The sequence below is a fragment of the Bacteroides sp. 1001302B_160321_D4 genome (genome assembly GCF_015667765.1).
In the GTDB taxonomy this organism is placed as follows: Bacteria; Bacteroidota; Bacteroidia; order Bacteroidales; family Bacteroidaceae; genus Bacteroides; species Bacteroides xylanisolvens.
In genome coordinates this window covers 72,318-91,321 of the sequence record NZ_JADPLO010000006.1, presented here as the reverse complement: position 1 = coordinate 91,321, position 19,004 = coordinate 72,318, and the positions used below count along the sequence as shown (strand labels likewise).

The 19,004-nt window shown below is 38.2% G+C and carries 12 protein-coding genes; 7 read left to right on the top strand and 5 right to left on the bottom strand.

Translation table 11 applies throughout. The features are described 5' to 3' along the window. Position 1: 1 nt before the first annotated feature. Genes KFO40_RS04025 through drmB form a run of 3 tightly spaced genes read left to right on the top strand, consistent with a single transcriptional unit; the run spans position 2 to position 8,599 of the window. Positions 2-2,386 (top strand): hypothetical protein, encoded by a 2,385-nt coding sequence (locus KFO40_RS04025; RefSeq protein WP_115484497.1) that lies wholly within the window; start codon positions 2-4, stop codon positions 2,384-2,386. Then, positions 2,373-6,452, top strand: a complete 4,080-nt coding sequence (locus KFO40_RS04020) for a helicase-related protein (RefSeq protein ID WP_211146096.1) — start codon at positions 2,373-2,375, stop codon at positions 6,450-6,452. Before KFO40_RS04025 ends, KFO40_RS04020 begins: the two co-directional genes overlap by 14 nt. A gap of 5 nt (positions 6,453-6,457) precedes the next feature. Beyond that, a complete protein-coding gene (drmB, locus tag KFO40_RS04015) occupies positions 6,458-8,599 on the top strand; it encodes a DUF1998 domain-containing protein (RefSeq protein WP_115484495.1) in 2,142 nt (713 codons plus the stop codon). Positions 8,600-8,682: 83 nt separating this feature from the next. Here drmB and KFO40_RS04010 read toward each other — a convergent pair whose 3' ends face one another. Together KFO40_RS04010 and KFO40_RS04005 are read right to left on the bottom strand one after the other, a co-directional pair. Beyond that, on the bottom strand, positions 8,683-9,678 hold the full coding sequence (locus KFO40_RS04010) for a type II toxin-antitoxin system antitoxin SocA domain-containing protein (RefSeq protein ID WP_115484494.1): 996 nt from the start codon (positions 9,676-9,678) through the stop codon (positions 8,683-8,685). A 5-nt stretch (positions 9,679-9,683) separates the two neighbouring features. Further along, the gene (locus tag KFO40_RS04005; protein ID WP_115484493.1) at positions 9,684-10,037 is read right to left on the bottom strand and encodes a type II toxin-antitoxin system MqsR family toxin; all 354 of its coding nucleotides are present in this window, start codon (positions 10,035-10,037) and stop codon (positions 9,684-9,686) included. Positions 10,038-10,270: 233 nt separating this feature from the next. Here KFO40_RS04005 and KFO40_RS04000 point away from each other — a divergent pair, with 233 nt between their 5' ends. The 3 genes from KFO40_RS04000 to KFO40_RS03990 all read left to right on the top strand — a co-directional run bounded on the left by KFO40_RS04000 (position 10,271) and on the right by KFO40_RS03990 (position 13,791). Continuing rightward, positions 10,271-11,926 (top strand): tetratricopeptide repeat protein, encoded by a 1,656-nt coding sequence (locus KFO40_RS04000; RefSeq protein WP_004296181.1) that lies wholly within the window; start codon positions 10,271-10,273, stop codon positions 11,924-11,926. A 162-nt stretch (positions 11,927-12,088) separates the two neighbouring features. Beyond that, a complete protein-coding gene (locus KFO40_RS03995; RefSeq protein WP_004323262.1) occupies positions 12,089-12,493 on the top strand; it encodes a hypothetical protein in 405 nt (134 codons plus the stop codon). A gap of 11 nt (positions 12,494-12,504) precedes the next feature. After that, on the top strand, positions 12,505-13,791 hold the full coding sequence (locus KFO40_RS03990) for a leucine-rich repeat protein (protein ID WP_211146095.1): 1,287 nt from the start codon (positions 12,505-12,507) through the stop codon (positions 13,789-13,791). A 135-nt stretch (positions 13,792-13,926) separates the two neighbouring features. Here the strand turns inward: KFO40_RS03990 and KFO40_RS03985 are convergent, their stop codons facing one another. Continuing rightward, on the bottom strand, positions 13,927-14,634 hold the full coding sequence (locus tag KFO40_RS03985; protein ID WP_004296184.1) for a TIGR02757 family protein: 708 nt from the start codon (positions 14,632-14,634) through the stop codon (positions 13,927-13,929). A gap of 42 nt (positions 14,635-14,676) precedes the next feature. Then, the gene (locus KFO40_RS03980) at positions 14,677-15,969 is read right to left on the bottom strand and encodes an MATE family efflux transporter (RefSeq protein ID WP_211146094.1); all 1,293 of its coding nucleotides are present in this window, start codon (positions 15,967-15,969) and stop codon (positions 14,677-14,679) included. A gap of 439 nt (positions 15,970-16,408) precedes the next feature. Between KFO40_RS03980 and KFO40_RS03975 the strand changes: the two genes are divergently transcribed. Then, positions 16,409-17,575 (top strand): aspartokinase, encoded by a 1,167-nt coding sequence (locus KFO40_RS03975; RefSeq protein WP_211146093.1) that lies wholly within the window; start codon positions 16,409-16,411, stop codon positions 17,573-17,575. Between the two features lie 60 nt (positions 17,576-17,635). On the opposite strand, the gene KFO40_RS03970 is transcribed toward KFO40_RS03975, so the two are convergent. Further along, entirely contained in the window at positions 17,636-18,976 is a 1,341-nt protein-coding gene (locus tag KFO40_RS03970) for a sigma-54-dependent transcriptional regulator (protein ID WP_117684684.1), read from the bottom strand. Positions 18,977-19,004 lie beyond the last annotated feature (28 nt).

Below are 19,004 nucleotides of genomic sequence, written 5' to 3'. Positions count from 1 at the left end.
CATGATCGACCAGCACTTTATAAATCACTACAACAAGAATAATTCGGATGTAAATCTGATTATTGATGTGATGTGTCATCCTAAAAAGGAAGATGCACGAATGTTCTTGTGCATGATAAATGACGTGATGAACTATTACATAAGTAGAATAGATGATGAAGTGCGTTATCCGCTGCTGTATATTCCTGCTTCAGAAGTTTGGGCACAAGAAATATGTATTGAGTTTGTTACATTGAAACTTTCATTGCTTTACAACCGATTAATACAAATTAAATTGCGCGCAGATATAGAAAGAGCTTGTATGACTTTACCGATGGATTGTTCTGCTAAATCAAAAAAATTCAAACAGGCACAGAACAACTACAAATATTCAAAGCGTATTTATAACTATATTAAGAACAGGAATATACCGGAAAGCAGTATCAACAAAAACTTGATAATTTGTAAGCCTTTTGATTGTTCTGTTCGGGAGAATCCTTATCTAGATAATTATTGTGGTAATGAGAAAACCATATGTGATAAGCGCTATGCTGTTTCCAGAGCAGACATTGAAGTAGGAGCATTGGATCGTCCTATAAAGAAGAATAAAGGTTTATGCAAAATAGAAAACATGTTCGTGTTTCTTTCCAGAAGCGCAAACGGGCGTTTCTCTGAAGCATATTCGTTTCAAAAACCGAGAATAGAAAGACTTAATAAGTTAGGGGCAGGAATACAAAATGTATTTTATTTTTACTTTTCAACAAAACCATATAAATTGCAAAGGCAATTAACGTGGAAGCTTAAAAATGCCGCTGACATATTGCATGAGAATGTAAAGGAAATGAAAGATTTTATTTCTATATCCGCAGAAGAATCAGACTTCATCTTTGGAAGGATTCGCAAACAAAACAAATTAATTATACAGCAAGAAGGATTAGATGATTTCAAGACACTTGTTGATGATGCATTAGATGCTTGTGAATACAATATTCAGGCAAGAAACAATTTGGCAGTTTGTTTCAATGAATACTCTCAAAACTTATTCAAAAACGAATTCGAAAATTCTATTGACGACATTGATGCACAGTATTTTGATATATTTTTTAAAAATATTCAATATACATGGGAAAATAAAATCTTCCCAGAAATCATGACATTTTTGAATGGACAGACAAAAGTTTGTCTCATTCTTGATTATTTCATGCCAGACTACTACAAGCAGCATATCGTTTCAGTGTTTGATTCATATGGAATTGGTGTTATAACACAAACATTTAAATCGTTAAAATATAAAGCATTAGAAGGTAAATACGTTTCGAATAACCCATCAAACAAGATAATTGTATTGTCTTATCAAGGACATTATGTAGGCAGACCATACAATCATTATCCAAATTCGTTTGACCCAATCTGTTTGTGTGAAAAACAGGAACTATTGAATATAATCAACCCGTTTGTTTTTGACCCATATTATGCGGTGCATCATTACGAATACATGAGAACTCTAAGAAACATCTTGTCGTCTGACTATCGCATGAACTATGTAAAATGTACAGTTCCCCTACCAGAACGACCAAAGCGAAAGATTGATGACAGCCGAGACCGCTCAACATCCCGTTCTAGTAATAGTCATAGAGCAAACCAAAACAATAAGCGATATAGTGCTTTCACAGGCAGTGGTAAGTCAATTAAACTGATAGAATCTGACTATGTTATCTGCAAAGAGAACAATTTGTTCAGTAATGAGCAAATAATACCAGTATCATCTCTAAATTCTCTTATGCAAGAGAGTGAACAGGCATTCTTAATATGTCCGTTATCAAAATTGCAAGATATTTTAGAATCAATTCTTGAGCAATCAGAAGATGAAATCAAGAAAGATGAATTGTATATTCGTCAAGATGAACGCTATGCTTTAACAGATGATGAAGTTTCATCTGAAAGTGAACTTTGGGAGATATTACTAAGAAGAAAAGTTGAGCTAAGAGGTGCTGATATCGTATTTGCTGAAGTAATGGAGAAAATACCATATTCAGAGCAAATCAAAAGACAGTCTTTTGAGCGTTGGTACGCCCAAAACAATGATATGATTTTGCCAAGAAGCCGCAGGATGCAGGATGCGCTCTTCCAATATTTGTCAATTGCAACTCCATATGATAAAATTATTCGGCGAAAGAAAGCCCAAAAAGGAACAAAAACAGAACAAAAGAATTCGATGCTTAGATCATTCCTTTGTAACAACTTGTTCTCAGACGATTATAAGCAAGCGTTCGAAAGGTTGAGCGATGGGATGAAAGATATGTTTGGCATTGACAATCATGACGACTTAGAAGCATTGATTGACTTGCTAAAGAAAGAAATTGATTATACTGAAATAAAAAATATATCTATATATGATAAGAACTAAACGTGAATCTTTGGAACTGTTCATCAAAGAACAACTCATCGGCCCTGGCGGTTGTAAGGGGCTGTATTCCTTGAAGTCAGGCTCTTCTGTCAGTGAAGAAACAGATTTTTCGGGAGAAGTGGTAAGTACAACTCCTGGTTCAATTTACAGTTCAGCTATATTGTTTCCTTTCAAAAAAGAAATTAAGACCGGTGACGCTTCCAAACAAGTAAATACGGATACGGAATCCGAAGCAATAGAAACGCCAGATGAAAATTACGAGCAAGAAAATGAACTTGAAGAAATAATTGATAACTTTCAGAATGAAGACGAGGATCTGAATTCTTTGAGTAGAAGGTTCCCTTCTTCAATGGGAATATCATGTTGTTTAGATTCTAGTTTCGCCAATGACAATGAATTGAAAATTGTTGTTTCAGGTCGCTATTACACAAAATTAGAACAACACACACAGCTTGAAGTCATAATCGAAGAACAGGAAGCTTTTGAGGCTTTTTTCAGGAAGAATGCTGCCATGTTTAATGAATGGTTTGAGTTAAAGGGAGACAAACTATCATTACGCCGAACGATTCCGCAAGCACAATTGAAAACTTATAAAGAAAGTCTAAGAGCACTCAACATTCAAATAACAGCAGAGATAGCAAAAAATCCTGATGGGAGTTTTGATACGATTTTCAATAATCCAACTTTCAAGGAACAGTATAGATTTTTTAGTTCTTACAAAGAACGATTATTCAAGAATATTTCTTCATTAAAAGAAAATAATGCATATTTTACAGCCCAAGAAGTTGAGACAATCAAAAAACGAATAGAAACGATAGAGCGATATGAGACATTTTTTTCGTACTTCGAAGACTTAATTTCCATTTGTGACAGTCGGAATTTTGGTTATTGGGTAGAACATCCTTTTTCAAAAGAGATTGATTTGAGTTCGGTAAGGTTAAAGATCTCGTCAGAGGATGGTAAAGTTATTTATTCACCAAAAAAGAATAAATGTCTCAAAGATATTATTGCTGTCAAAATTAGTGACAATATACAACTTTCTCTCTCTGCCTGGTTACAGTTGATTAAGACTAAAGATAACCGAACTTACTTGAAGATATTGCTAAACAATTCTTCGACAGAAGTAACGACCGACGGACAACATTATTATTCCATCGTGTCAGAGACGGTAAACGAAAGATGTTTCTTTGGGACTAAAATAGAAGCAATAAGCAAGCATCTTTGTCCTTATAAAAGTTTGCAATCTGATAGTCTTGATGACAAGGAAGCTCACAATCTTAATTTTCTTTATCGCAGAGTTGAGGATTATGGTGTTGGACATCTTTGTTCTGTTGACTGGAAGAAAGATGAGGATGGAGTGATGCATGTCTTTTCGGAGTTTATGCCGAGTATTGAAACGCCAGATGTTGAGCCTGTTCCACGAGACAAGTCTTGTGAAGTGGCTGGACAGAACGGATATGTTTTACCCAAGCCTTATCTTGAAGATAGTCAATGCCTTCAGTTTAAATGGTTGTCATTCTTTTCAGAAACTTCTGATGAAAAGATTTTGAGTGGTTTGTTGGAGTTCGTGTCTACATACAAAATATGGATTGAGACACAACGAGATAGTATCAGTGAACTGAAAGATTACGAAACTGCTACTCAAAATGTTGATGCTTGTGAGACGGATTACGAAAGAATGAAACATAATGTGATGGAATTCTTGTCTGACTCAGCTAAGATGAAAGCATTTAGAACCATGAATGCAGCGATGTTTATGCAATTGTGGCACAACAAGAAAGAAAATCAAAAAAAGGTTAGAGATGAAGAATCTATTTTGGATTTCAATTTCTACAGAAAGGCTACAGACAACATATTCCCCAAAGTTGAACATGCAGCTTGGAGACCATTCCAGTTGGCGTTTATTCTTTTGAATCTTGATGGCATATTTAAGAGTCAAAGTGATGTCTCTTGGGCAAAACGCAATGAATTGGTCGATTTAGTATGGTTCCCGACAGGTGGTGGCAAGACGGAAGCTTATTTGGGTTTGATTGCCCTTACAATTATCAATCGCCGCTTGACTTGTGGAGAAGCGGGTTATGGCGTAACGGCTATTATGCGATATACGTTACGATTGCTGACTACCCAGCAGTTCCAAAGAGCACTGCGTTTGATTCTTGCTTTAGAGCAAATTCGTCTATGGGAAATAGATTACTACAATCTTGGTAAAGAACAGATTTCAATAGGACTGTTTGTTGGTGACCAATCACTGCCTAATTCGTTAAAAGACCTGAAAGAAGAATGTCGCAAATGGGAAAGCAGAACTGAATCTGGAAATAACAGCAAAATTCCATTGGATGTTTGCCCTTGGTGTGGTTCTAAACTGACACACGAGACAAGTCGAAGTAGTGGTGTGAAGTTTTTCTGCAAAAATATTTTCTGTACTTATGATGTGGAAAATGCGGTGATTCCTGTCAGGTTATGTGATGACGATATCTACATAAATCCTCCTACACTGTTGTTTGGTACAGTAGATAAATTCGCCCAATTGGCTCACAAGGTTAATACTTATAATACTTCTGCAAGTAAGGATTCCAGGCGTTTGTTTGGTCGTGGCGCGAATTGGCAAAAACTACCTCCAGATCTTATCATTCAGGATGAGTTACACTTACTTCTAGGTCCGTTGGGTTCTGCTGTCAGTTTGTATGAATGTGCTATCGACCAACTTTGCACGAGAAAAGAGGGAGACTTAACAATTCGTCCGAAGATTATTTCATCAACTGCTACAACTCGTAATACGGCTTTGCAGGTTCGTGCCCTCTACGATAGAGGAATAAGCATTTTTCCTAAGAATGGTATTGACTATGATGACTCTTTTTTTGCTTTCTACAAACGATGCAAAAAAAAGGGAGACGAAGATTGGTCGTTTGTATCAAAGCGCAGGTATATTGGAGTGATGCCAACAGGCAGAACACAGATGACGACACAGATGAGGCTTGCTGCTATTCTGTTTGTCCATCGTGCAATTTTTGAGAAAGAGAATTTGGCTAAGTTGAACGACAAAGATTTTATCAAAGCAGCCGATTACTATTTCACTACCATTTCTTATTTCAATAGTTTGAAAGAGGTTGGCAAAACGGATGCACAGTTCTACATGGAATTTACTAAATACACTCGTCGTCTTTACAAACGTGTGATGCGTTACTCCAATATGCTAGAATGTTTCTATGCATATAACGAACGTTTTTCCAAATCAGAACTTACAGGGCGACTTTCTGGAAACGATGCAGTTGCAGAATTGAATAAGGTTCAGTCAATAAGTTGGAGTCCAGAACATCGTTTTCCTTATCAAGAGGGGGGAAATTGGCAACAGGCAATCAAACCTGATGATTTCATCCTTGCCACAAATATGATTTCTGTTGGTCTTGATGTATCAAGATTTAACACCATCATAATGAACTCAATGCCGAGAAATATTGCTGAATACATTCAGGCAAGTTCTCGGGTTGCACGAGAAAAGGAAGGACTAGTGCTGACTTTGCATAATCCTTTCCGTTCTAGAGACGTATCACATTTTGAGAAGTTTAGGGAATTCCATGAGAAGCTTTACTACTATGTTGAGCCTATCTCAATCACTCCATTCTCTCATAAGTCTGTAGAAAAATATTTACCATTATTCATTGGCGCATATGTGAGACATCTATACCCAACTTTAGCTGATAATAAATCTGCAGGCAATATAGACATGGTTAAGATAGGGGAAATTGAAAAGAAAGTTAAGAAATATTTTGCTGGGCGTTTGGAGAGGACAGCAGAACTCTCGGGCATTGAACGTGAATTGCTGACAAAAGATTTGTTTGACTATATATGTTTGATGGTTCATGAAATGTTGGAACAATGGATAAAAAAGAAAGAAGAATCGCAAGATTTGGTTTATATAAAGAATCGTTGGGGACGAGACCAGCAAGCTACGCCATTATATTTCTCTACAGAGGATTATGATGAAATTCGACAGCAGAACAAATGGAAAGTTCCTACTGCGTTAAGAATTCTTGAACCAGAGGCTGTAATCCACATTATCAAATAAAAATTATGGATATTAATAACAAAAAACAATATAATCAAGGAATTGGCAAATATAAGATTTTGTCTTCAACTGCGGGCGTAGGTTCTCTAGTCACAACAAAATGGGGAGGATTCATTATGCCGTTGAGTATTTCTGATTGGCAATTTATTAAAACGCTATCAGCAGAAATCACTAAACCAGAGAATGCAAATCATACGCTGCAGCAGCTAGGGAATTTGGCTGGCGTTGAGATAATTGATGATACTCGTTTCGTAGAGTTCTTGAAGCAAAAGAAGCAGATGACTGCATTAAAATGTTTTATCGCTGTACCTCATATTCAATTGGATAAGTTCAATCAGATTGATAAATCAGAACATCCGATTTATAAAAAGAAACAAGACTTGGGAGTAGAGCTTAAGGATGAAATGTTTGTAATTCCAGCCATCAATTTCCCTAAGTGGTTTATTTCTTCTAAGAATTATGAATTAAAGTCAATTGACGATTGGGCTGAAATTTGGAAGACGGAAAGATGTAACGATGGTAAAATGGATTATTTTGCCCCTCCTAGAGATCCTTACAAAAAGACTTTCCGCACTTTTAAGAAATCTATGCTAACGGACAAGACTGTTTATGACTTGCTTAAACCTGTTCCGATGGTTTTAATTTGTCCTAACGGTCATATTTCAGATATCCCTTGGTATCAGTATTTTTGTGCTAAACTTGCGGGCGAGAAAATAGACCGACCAGAAGGTTTTGAGCTGTTTAATTATGATTACGTATCCTGTCCAAAGTCTCCTGATGAAAAACACAATCTCCAATGGATTACAAACCGGAACCAAGGTGAATCTTGGGGAACTCTCAAATGCTCACATTGTCAGCGCACAGTCAGTTTGGCTGGTATTATGAACATCAAGCCTTTCTGCCGTGGAGAACGTCCTTGGGATTCTGAAAACAGACGAGAGATTTGTATGAGTGGACATGACCGAACTATCATGCAAATGGCTTTAGTAACAAGTAATAGTATTTACTACGCCAATAGCCTAAGCAGTCTTTATATTCCAAACGAATATATTGAGAAGCCAGAAGGACAACTATCTGCTGAAGCAAATAAGATGCTGAAAAAGATAGAAGAAAAGATTTATCCAAGATACGAACACCGCACAGAAACTCCTTCTAGAGATGATTTTTGGCAAAAAATGTTTGAAAACAGTGATACTTTGAGAGATGCTGCGGATGACGACGATATTGAGTTAAGCGAAAGCGATTGGAATGAAATAAAGCAGTCATTCGTAAATCCGGATGAAACAAAGGAAGTTGACGTTTTGGCAACATATCGCCTCAATGAATATCAAGTATTTGCCAAGAACTCAAAAACTCCAGGAGATAAACCCGGACTGCACTTTAGAGATATAGACCTTCCTGATTATTTAAAAGAGTATTTTACAAAGATCCAAACAATAGATACGTTAGCTGTAACTACAACCCAACTAGGATTTAGCCGAGTTTCTATGCCATCACCAAAGATTGTTAGTGAAAAAGTCGTTTACCCTGACGAACAAATAAAGCCAATCTATGCAAGCAACAAAGAAGATGTACTTGTTTTACCAGCTAACCAACTATTTGGTGAAGGAATATTTTTTATGTTTAACGAAGAGAAAGTGAATCAGTGGGCTAAACGCCATAATTTGGACGAATACTACCAATGCAATCTTAACGATGATGACATGAGTAAATTTATGTCTGATGAAATGGATCAATATGGTAGAGCCCGTTTCTATCTTCTCCATACTTTCTCCCACATAATTATGAAAGAAATGGAATTCTCATGCGGTTATCCAACTGCCAGTTTAAATGAACGCCTTTACTATTCAGATCAGATGTGCGGTGTTCTCATATACACTGCTGACGGAGCAGAGGGCAGTATGGGTGGGCTCGTATGGCAAGGACAACCTCACTTGATTGCAAATATCATCAAAACAGCCATGAATCGAGCTCTTAACTGCTCATCAGATCCAATGTGCTGGGAAAACGAAGATGGTCTTAATCGCGCTTCTTGTTTCTCCTGCACCATGATTTCTGAAACATCATGTGAACAACGTAATCTCGGTTTGGATCGTCGCGCACTTGTAGATGGAAGATTTGGATATTTCAAAGAAACAATAGGTTAATAGACACAAATTATAAGCTTCCAGTAAGTACCCGTATAAAATTGTGATTCTATATTATACGGGTACTAAAAGGGAAGTTTACATTACACCTGTCTCAAATCAAACGCATAACTATAATCAATCAAGCTATGCTGTTTTTCATTTTGACGCCACGCTTCTTCAGCATGACTCATTTCTGAAATTTCATTAGCCTTACTCTTCTCAAAATGAACTAATACACATTGTAAAACCTCTAATTCTTCAACTGTAAATAAAGATTGTTCAAATTGCTCAACAGTTGTAATTATACTTCCAGAATAACCATTTCCCAAATTTATGATTTCCTTTTTTAATCCGTCCAAGTTCTCATATATAGTACTATAACGCACAGGAACAGGCCCATAACTTATAGCTTGGTATTGTAACCCGCTAATACCTTTACCATATTTCTTATAGGAAAGAAAATCAGAATAAAATAATAATTTATTTAGTTTTGTTTCAAAAACTCCTTGTAATGCAGATGCAAAAAAGACAATAATCTGCTTAACCTTCTCGGGAATGACAGAAGCATACCCATTCATACTTGAACGTAAAGACAAATGGTTGTGAAATATAAATTCATTTATTTTATTCTCAAAACAGGAATTATTTAATAACAGTTCCTTTACCCTTTTTTCAATTTTAAGTATCTCATCATTGGGAAACTGATTTTGAGCAAGTTTCAGAATTTCCAAAAAGAAATGAGGATCTTTCAAAGCTGAAATCATTTTTCCATTAGACACACTAGGCATCTCTCCTTCTTCGTATTTTCTATATTGGTTATCGCCAAAACCTAAAAGTTTAGACATTCGAAGTGCAGATATACCATATAATTCCCGGACCCTTTTTATTTCATCCGGAAATGGTATCGCATATTTCTGACGATACAAATTATAAACTTGATTCATATTCAGTTGATCAAGTTCAGTTGTAGTAAACTCTTCATTTGTATCCTTACATCTATAAAAATGATATACTATCTCAAAATTGTCTTTTCGAAATTCAAATGATTGCTTCTCATGACACAATGCAGCGTCACCACCTGTAAACGGACTTTTCATAACTTCTACTTTTTATTTTTGAAAGGATGTTCTATTTTTCTCTCTGCCAAATGAAAGGAGACACAGATTGGAGAATTTGCTCCAGTACCTTTACTTATTTTGATATAAACCTCCTTTTTATCTACGGACTTGCCAAACTCCCAAAGTTCTCCCATATAATTCAACTTATCTTCCGTAGGACCTTTATAATAGTCCTCAACTGTCAAAGACATTATTATCTTTTCACGCATAATTGCCGAAATCTCCAAATCAAGCAAAGCTTGCATATTCTTCTTTCTATCTATGCGAAAGATAATCCCGAAAACCCTAGCCTTATCTTTAAATTCTTTCAAGAATTTATCGACTGTTTCTATATCCATATCTAAAATATCTTTATGCAAAGATATGAATAATGTAGTATAATACAATAAATATTCAACTTTAAAGTTGAAAAAGAACTATTAAAAGACTATATATTCAAGATATATTGATATTAGTCCGAAAAATTCAACTCGAATCTATTTTCCTACCTTTACAAAATTAAACATCATAAGAATTATAAAGATATGACGATTCCATACTAAACTCGAAATATTTTCACTACATTCACAGCATGAAATGCAGAATTATACTCGAACTATTAGCAATTCTCTTTTTTACAGGATGTTATAACAGAGAACAGATTTCCCGGCTTGATGAGGCGGAAGCACTGTTACAAAATAAGCCGGATAGTGCCTTAACAATATTACAACAACTCAAATCGGAAGGCAGCCAGGCTGAACAGGCCAGGTATGCGTTGCTTTATTCAGAGGCTTTAGACAAAAATCATATCAAAGCAACGAATGATTCACTGATTCGTCGGGCTTGGGAGTATTACAAACATCATCCCAAAGATTTACGCCGCCAATGCAAGACTCTCTATTATTGGGGAAAAGTCAAACTGCGTGCAGGAGACAAGCCGGGAGCGTTACGCCTTTACCTGAAAGTTGAAGAGAAACTGAAGGATACCAATGAGCCTTATTACGCAGGGCTTTTATACAGTCAAATCGGTGAAGTGTATTATGACCAGATGAACTATAGCCGGGCTTATCATTATTTTCGTGAAGCTCGCAATAACTTCCGGCAGGCTGATAATACTCGCGAAGAAACAAAGGCAACTCTCGATATGGCAGCCGCAACTTTCAATTCGAAAGATATGGAGAAAGCCATGCGGCTCTATTCTGCCGCACTCGATCTGGCCGATGAACACAAGTACGATAAGTTAGCCAAAGCTAGCCTTACCAATCTTGCTTCTCTCTATGTGGTGTCAGGCAAGAAACAAATTCCCCATGACCTGCTGCAACGTATCGAACTTTCTGCCCGGCAAGATACACTATACGGATATCATACATTAGTAGATGTGAATCTACTGAAAAACCGTATAGACAGCGCACGCTACTATCTGGCTCTTGCAGAAACACATTCCACCGATATACGTGACATGGCAGACCTGCAATACACCGCTTATCGGATTGAAGCGCAGGCCAGAAACTTCGAGAAAGCAACCGAGAAGATACATCATTATATCTATCTGACTGACTCGCTGACACGCTCGAATATGCAATTCTCCGCCGGTATGGTGGAACGTGACTATTTCAAGGAACGCTCCAAATTCGCCGAATACCGGATGAAGAACCGTACTACCTGGGAAATTGCCGTAGCAAGTATTATTTTTCTAATAATAGGAGTAGCATACTACATCATCCGTCAACGCCTGCGCCTGCAACGCGAACGTACCGACCGCTACCTGCTATTAGCGGAAGAAGCCAACACCCAATACAAAACCCTGACAGAACACATGGAAGGACAGCGCAATGCGGAAAGCCATTTAAAAGGTTTGGTAGCTTCACGTTTTGACATCATTGACAAACTGGGAAAGACTTACTATGAACGTGAGAATACCGCATCACAACAAGCGGCCATGTTCCACGAAGTGAAACAGATTATCACCGATTTTGCAGAGAACAATGCAATGTTCCAAGAACTGGAACTTATCGTAAATACCTGCCATGATAATGCAATGGAGAAGTTGCGGAATGATTTTCCGTCAATGAAAGAAGCTGACATACGACTGCTTTGTTATATTTTTGTAGGTTTCTCGCCACAAGTAATCAGTTTGTTTATGAAAGATACGGTAGCTAATGTATATGCTCGCAAGTCCCGGCTCAAATCACGTATCAAATCGGCAGAAACGGCCAATAAAGAGTTGTTTTTAGCACTTTTCGGATAGGTGTTAGACCTGTGTTAGAAATCTTAGAATACATCTTTCATAATCCATTGAATATCAATACACTTTAAATCAAATTGTTAGATTTGCGAGATTGCATCACAACCCGAATTTGATGCAATCTTATTACTTTTGCATTCGAAAAATTAGAAAAAAGAAAAGATTATGAAGAATATTGTTATTCTATTAAGCGCCATGCTTTTCATGGTAGCATGCGAAAAAGGAAACGAAGAAATGAAAGAAGCAAAAGTAGTGGTATCCGTTTATGATGAGAATGGAAAAATTGCAACGGGCGTTCCCGTAAAAATGTATAATGAAAAGGATTATAAGGTTTTTGAAAAAGATAATTTAACTTTGCCAACTGCAATCATACAGACAAATGAAAGTGGTATGGCCACCTTTGTACTGCCACGAGAGGAATGGTTTGCAACGCAGTCGCAACGGTTCCTGACATTCGTGGTACAAGAAGGGGGCGGCCCTGACAACTATCAGATATGGTCTTCCGGCAAAACCGTAGAAGCCGGAAAAGCCGTAAAAGTAGAAATACGTTTAACCCAATTCCCTAACTAAGCCTTTATCACATGAAGCAAACTAGACTTTATATAATTACAACACTTTGCCTGCAAATGGTTCTGGGAGCAATATTACTAAGTTGCAGCACCGAAAATGACGAATACAAGAAAGATTCACCTTCGGCAGCAAATCCTGTTGAACCCATAGGGGCTTCACTTGAAGATTTCTCCATAGAACAATCGCCCGCAAAAACAATTTATGCATTAGGAGAGAATATAGACTTAACCGGCCTTAACGTGACAGGCAAGTATGATGACGGGAAACAACGCCCCGTAAAGGTTACCTCGGAACAGATCAGTGGTTTCTCATCATCTGTCCCTGTCGATAAACAGGAAGTAACCATAACAATAGAAGGAAAACAGAAAAGCTTCTCCGTGCACATTTCTCCTGTCCGTGTAGAAAACGGAGTATTGACGGAAATATTGAAAGGATACAATGAAATCATACTCCCTAATAGTGTGAAATCAATTCCTAAAGACGCCTTTAGGAATAGCCAAATAGCAAAGGTAGTACTCAATGAAGGACTAAAATCGATTGGAGATATGGCTTTCTTCAATTCAACCGTCCAGGAAATTGTGTTTCCATCAACCTTGGAGCAGCTTAAAGAAGACATCTTCTATTATTGCTACAACCTGAAAAAAGCAGATCTAAGCAAGACTAAAATCACTAAACTTCCTGCCAGTACATTTGTATATGCAGGTATTGAAGAAGTGTTGTTACCCGTGACACTAAAAGAAATCGGATCGCAGGCATTCCTCAAGACCTCTCAATTGAAAACCATCGAGATTCCGGAGAATGTAAGCACCATTGGTCAGGAAGCATTCCGGGAAAGTGGTATTACGACAGTGAAGTTACCCAACGGTGTTACAAACATAGCAAGCAGGGCTTTTTACTACTGCCCGGAATTGGCGGAAGTGACCACCTACGGGAGTACTTTCAATGATGACCCCGAAGCTATGATCCACCCCTATTGTCTTGAAGGATGTCCGAAATTGGCTCGCTTCGAAATACCTGAAAGTATTCGGATATTGGGACAGGGATTACTGGGTGGTAATAGGAAAGTGACCCAATTAACCATTCCGGCAAACGTCACACAGATTAATTTTTCGGCTTTCAATAATACAGGTATTAAAGAAGTAAAGGTAGAAGGGACAACACCTCCGCAGGTATTTGAAAAAGTATGGTACGGATTTCCGGATGATATTACCGTCATTCGTGTTCCTGCCGAATCTGTGGAAAAATATAAGAACGCAAATGGTTGGAGGGATTTCACAAACAAGATAACAACGTTCTAACAGTTCTCCAGTTTTTCGATTATAATCGAATAAAGTTGGTTTAATATCGACTTTTCCGGTTATAATCGAAATAACTTAAGAAAACACTATATTTTCGATAATAGCCGGAAAAATCAGTACTATTAGTTTATCTATTTAAATCTCCCCATTCACCCCCAAGCCGAACAGAGCAAAATCGCCCAGGCAAGGATCATCCGGAAAGACCTCTGCCAATGCAGTCGTTATCTGACGGGCATTTTTCAGAGAAAAAGTTTCCGTATCCGTCAACTTGAAATAATGTGCTACCCGGCATACATGTGTATCTAAAGGAACAATCAAATCTCTGCGATCAAAACTTTCCCAAATCCCCAAATCGACCTCCGAATCCCGACGAATCATCCAACGCAAAAACATATTCAGTTTCTTTTGAGGACTTTTGGCAGAAACTTCAAGAAATGCACATAACTTTTCCATTGGTATTCCGGGATATAACATCAAAGCTTCCTCCAGACTTTCAAACTGTGTATAAGCTATATATAATCGCCGAAAGTATCCATAAAAATCAGCATACGACAACATCCGATAAAAGCTATTGGTTGCTCCTGAAGGAAAATCCTTCTCCCACTGGCAGGACAATACATACTGATAAGGCGAATCTCCCATTAGCCCGTGCAATTCGTCCGCTTTCTTCAAGATCTGTTTGCGATTGCCAAAACTCATAATCGCCGTCAGCAAACCGCTGACTTCGATATCCTGTTTCAGCGTATAACGATGGGGAAACTGCACCGGATCGCTTTGTATAAAGTCTGCGCGATGATACATCTCCGCACACATTAAAAGTTTATTCTTTATATCTTCAGTCATTTCGAGAAAGTATCAAGTATTGAAAGTACAAAAATACATATTCTAGTTGGATTTCCTCTTTAAGTAAATGACGGATTGTATCCCTAATAAAATAACAAAGAGATATTCTGCCGTCATATACACAGTCAGAGAAGCATGAAAACATTCACTTAACAGATACAGATAAATCAAATATACAAGAATGGTGATTAACTGGAAGATAAAGGCGAGCTTCGTCTTTCCTGTACCGGTAACAGCATTGATATAAACATATCCGGGCAGTGCAAAAGCATAATTCAACAGCATAACTATAAAAGGATAGAAAGCTAGTCTCACCAGATTATCGTTATTCGTATAAAATCCGATAACCCATTGGTTACCCCAAAGAGCCATAACTATCAATGGCCCCCCCACGGCATAACCCAACCTAAGAACTTTATGGCAAACGGGAAAAAGTTCCTTCCCCTGCCCCGCCCCAATTAGATTGCTGACTAATGAACCAGTAGTGGATGCAAAAGAGTTGACAATCACAAAAAAGACGGTAGAAACACTACGAGTAATATTGGAAATAGCAAGCTCTGTCCTTCCCAGATGCTCGATAGCAACGAAGAACAGAAACCAGGGAGCAACGCTGACAAAAGAGTGAAGCATACTCCATATAGATATCCTCAACAACTTTATTAACACTTTCCCATCATAAACGACCTTCAGCCCATATTTCACTTTATCTACCCTCACCCACATATATAATAGGAGTACGATAAAAGCTCCGAACTCTGCCAAAGAAGAAGCCATCGCCGCCCCGGATATACCCAGATTCAGTTTGAATATCAGCAGATAGTTAAAAGGAATATTGATACAGATAGCCACGATAGCTGCTGCGGACAATGCTTTGGTCGTTGTTATCCCTACCAGAAAAGACCGGAAAGCTAAAAAAGGAAATGAGAATAACAAACCGAAGCTACGCCAATCCAGATAATGAATCACTGCCTGATAAATTTCATCCGAAGTTATCAACCGGCACAGGATCAAGGGAGAAGCCAAATGGAGCAATAGGCAAAGAATGACTGCCATCCCCGACAGGAAATATACTCCCTGAAAAAATGTACGTCCCGTCTCTTTATAATGTTGTTCCCCATTTCTCCGGGCAATCATCACCTGCAGCCCGATGCTGAATCCGAAGCCCAGCATATAAACAGCTAAATAATAGATTCCGGCAAGCGCAGAAGCTCCCAGTTCGACTTCTCCCACATGCCCCAGGAAAATAGCGTCGGTAATATTGATTAATTGTTCCATCAGAATGCTCATCATCACAGGAAAGTTGATGAGCCATATTTGCTTATATGTATAATTCATTGCTCAACTTAAAAATAGCACGATACGGTATACCACATCATAGCAGCACACAGTTCCGTAAATTTATAAAAATGGATATAAAACTCTTTGGCAGACGAGTAGTTGCCTGTCGGATAGCTGAATAGCCCTGTTAGAAATGATGCTATTCGTTGAGCGTAGCTAGATACAGAGTTTCATAAATAGATAAATACTGTTGGTTTATCAATCAATTACGCAACAAAGATAAGAAATCTTATTTTCATATCCCAATGTGGTATGGTATTAGCAGATTACTTATAGGAAAGAAATGTATTAAAAACATTGATTGCAACATTAACAGATTGATTTATATAGATATACCATATTCTAAAGCTAAGGAATGATTCTTAAATATCTTTCTCTTTTGAAAAAAGGCATATCATTTTGAAAAGAGTAGTAACCAATAAATAACCAGATAACAATGAAAGTTTGTAAATTCGAGAAAATTAAAGATGAGGATGAAATGAAGCAAGTAATCAATTGTATTCAGAAAGAACATCCTTATGTAGCTGTAGTCCCTATATTGGCACAATTACAGGAGTGGTTACAGGCTATTTCCATCAGTTGGTTTCACGAAGAAGATGAAGCTTCTCATGCCACAGTCAATGCCATCGAAGCATATTGCTGTACCCTTGCCAATCATCTCATTACAGATTCGCACTTAAATCAGGAAATTAAAAACCGGATTCTGGAGTGTATAAAGAAAATACATATACTTGTAGAAGACAAAGCAGATTTACTGATTGATAAAATGATAAAAGCGGAAATATACGGATTATCCAGCGATTTATTCACTTATTGCTTACGTCAACAGGGTCTTCGTGCCCAAACATTAGATACCGGCAAACTTATACAGATCAACCTGGAAAGAAAGCCGGATATCCCATATATTCAGGAATCTATCCAACAATACATTGACGAGAACCGGAATGTGGATATTTTTATCGCCCCACTTTCCATTTGCAGGAATGTGTATGGTGAAATAGACTTTATGAGCGAACAACGCAATGATTACTATGCAACAGTGCTTGCCACCCTATTCAAAGCGGACGAAATACTGTTATCCACCCCTATCAACCATATCTACGCAAACCGGAATTGCCTGCGAGAACAACATTCACTAACTTACATAGAAGCCGAACAACTGATTAACAGCGGAGTACACCTGCTCTACGCAGATTGTATCACCCTTGCGGCACGCTCCAATATAGTTATCCGCCTAACCGATATACACGATCTGTCAACAGAACGCCTCTATATATCTTCCCATGACACAGGCAACAGTGTCAAGGCCATCCTCTCACAGGATTCGGCTACCTTTGTACGTTTTACCTCATTGAATGTATTGCCCGGATATTTGTTTATGGGTAAGATATTGGAAGTTATCAACAAATATCAAATCAATGTCATCTCAATGGCCTCATCCAATGTATCCATCTCGATGATGCTGACAGCCAGCCGGGACACCCTGCGAATCATTGAAAGGGAACTACACAAATATGCCGAAATGGTTATGGACGAAAATATGTCTGTAATACATATCATCGGCTCACACTATCTGTGCACAGCACAGATAAAAACAAACTAATCAGTTCGCTATCCAAACAATTTCTCGAAAGCCAGTGCGTGGCCTGATTAAAATGTATATTCAGATTTTATATTCCTCTATCTTCCGATACAACGTAGTAAGTCCGATTTTCAACAAGCGGGCAGCTTCCGTTTTATTCCCTTTCGTATATTCCAACACACGCGCAATATGCCTGCGCTCCATTGCAGCCAGTTCAAAACGACCTGTACTATCGTCCGAACATTCATAATGAGTGTTCTGGATTTCCAAAGGAAGGTCGCAGATATCCAGCCGTCCACCTTCGCAAACAATCAGGCTACGCTCAATCACATTTCTCAACTCACGGATGTTCCCTTTCCATGGCTGTTGTTCCAGCGCTTCCAGAAAAGCAGGAGTCATCTCATTGATGGCATACGAAAGTTTTTCGGAGAAACTTTTGGCAAAAGCAGTTGCAAGAATTCTGATATCACCGGTACGTTCACGAAGCGAAGGAAGATGCACCTGAAAAACCGAAAGACGATAAAACAAGTCCTCACGGAAATGCCCGGCTTTGATCTCCTCCTGCAAATTCCGGTTGGTAGCAGCGATGATACGCACATTGACTCTTGTCGGCTTGGTATCACCGATCTTTATATATTCTCCTGTTTCAAGGATACGCAGTAACTTTGCCTGCAATTCGAAAGCCATCTCTCCGATTTCATCCAGAAAGATCGTTCCGTTATTGGCCTCTTCAAAAAGCCCTTTCTTATCTTTCAACGCACCGGTAAACGAACCTGCCTTATGTCCGAACATCTCGCTTTCGAGCAGTTCTTTGCTGAAAGACGAACAGTTGACCGCCACAAAATTCTGTTTGCTCCGCTTGCTGTTATAATGTATAGCCTGCGCAAAGACCTCCTTTCCTGTTCCGGTTTCTCCCGTCAGCAATACGGGAACATCTGTCACAGACACCTTCTGCGCCAAAGACACCGACTCTTTCAGCACTTTTGACTCCCCCAGGATAGAATCGAACGAGTACATTTGCCCGACCTTCTTTTCCAGTTTTTCGAGACGGACATTCATTTTTGCTTTCTCTACGGCACGACTAATGAGAGGGATAATCTTGTTATTATCATCTCCTTTCGTTATATAATCAAACGCACCGTTTTTAATAGCCTGCACCCCGTCGGGAATATTGCCGTGAGCAGTAAGAAGAATCACTTCTACATTGGGAGCTATTTTTTTGATGTTCAACACCAGATCCACTCCGTTTCCATCAGGAAGAAAAACATCACATAAAGCTACGTCGGGCGATTGAATTTCCAGTTGTTTGATGGCAGTTTTGCAATCACCTGCCTGACACACTTCATAGCCCTCAAGTTCCAGCATACGAGCTAAAAGGCTGCGAATCTGGACTTCATCGTCAATAATAAGAATTTTATTCATACAAATTGTCTACATTAATATAGAAGAA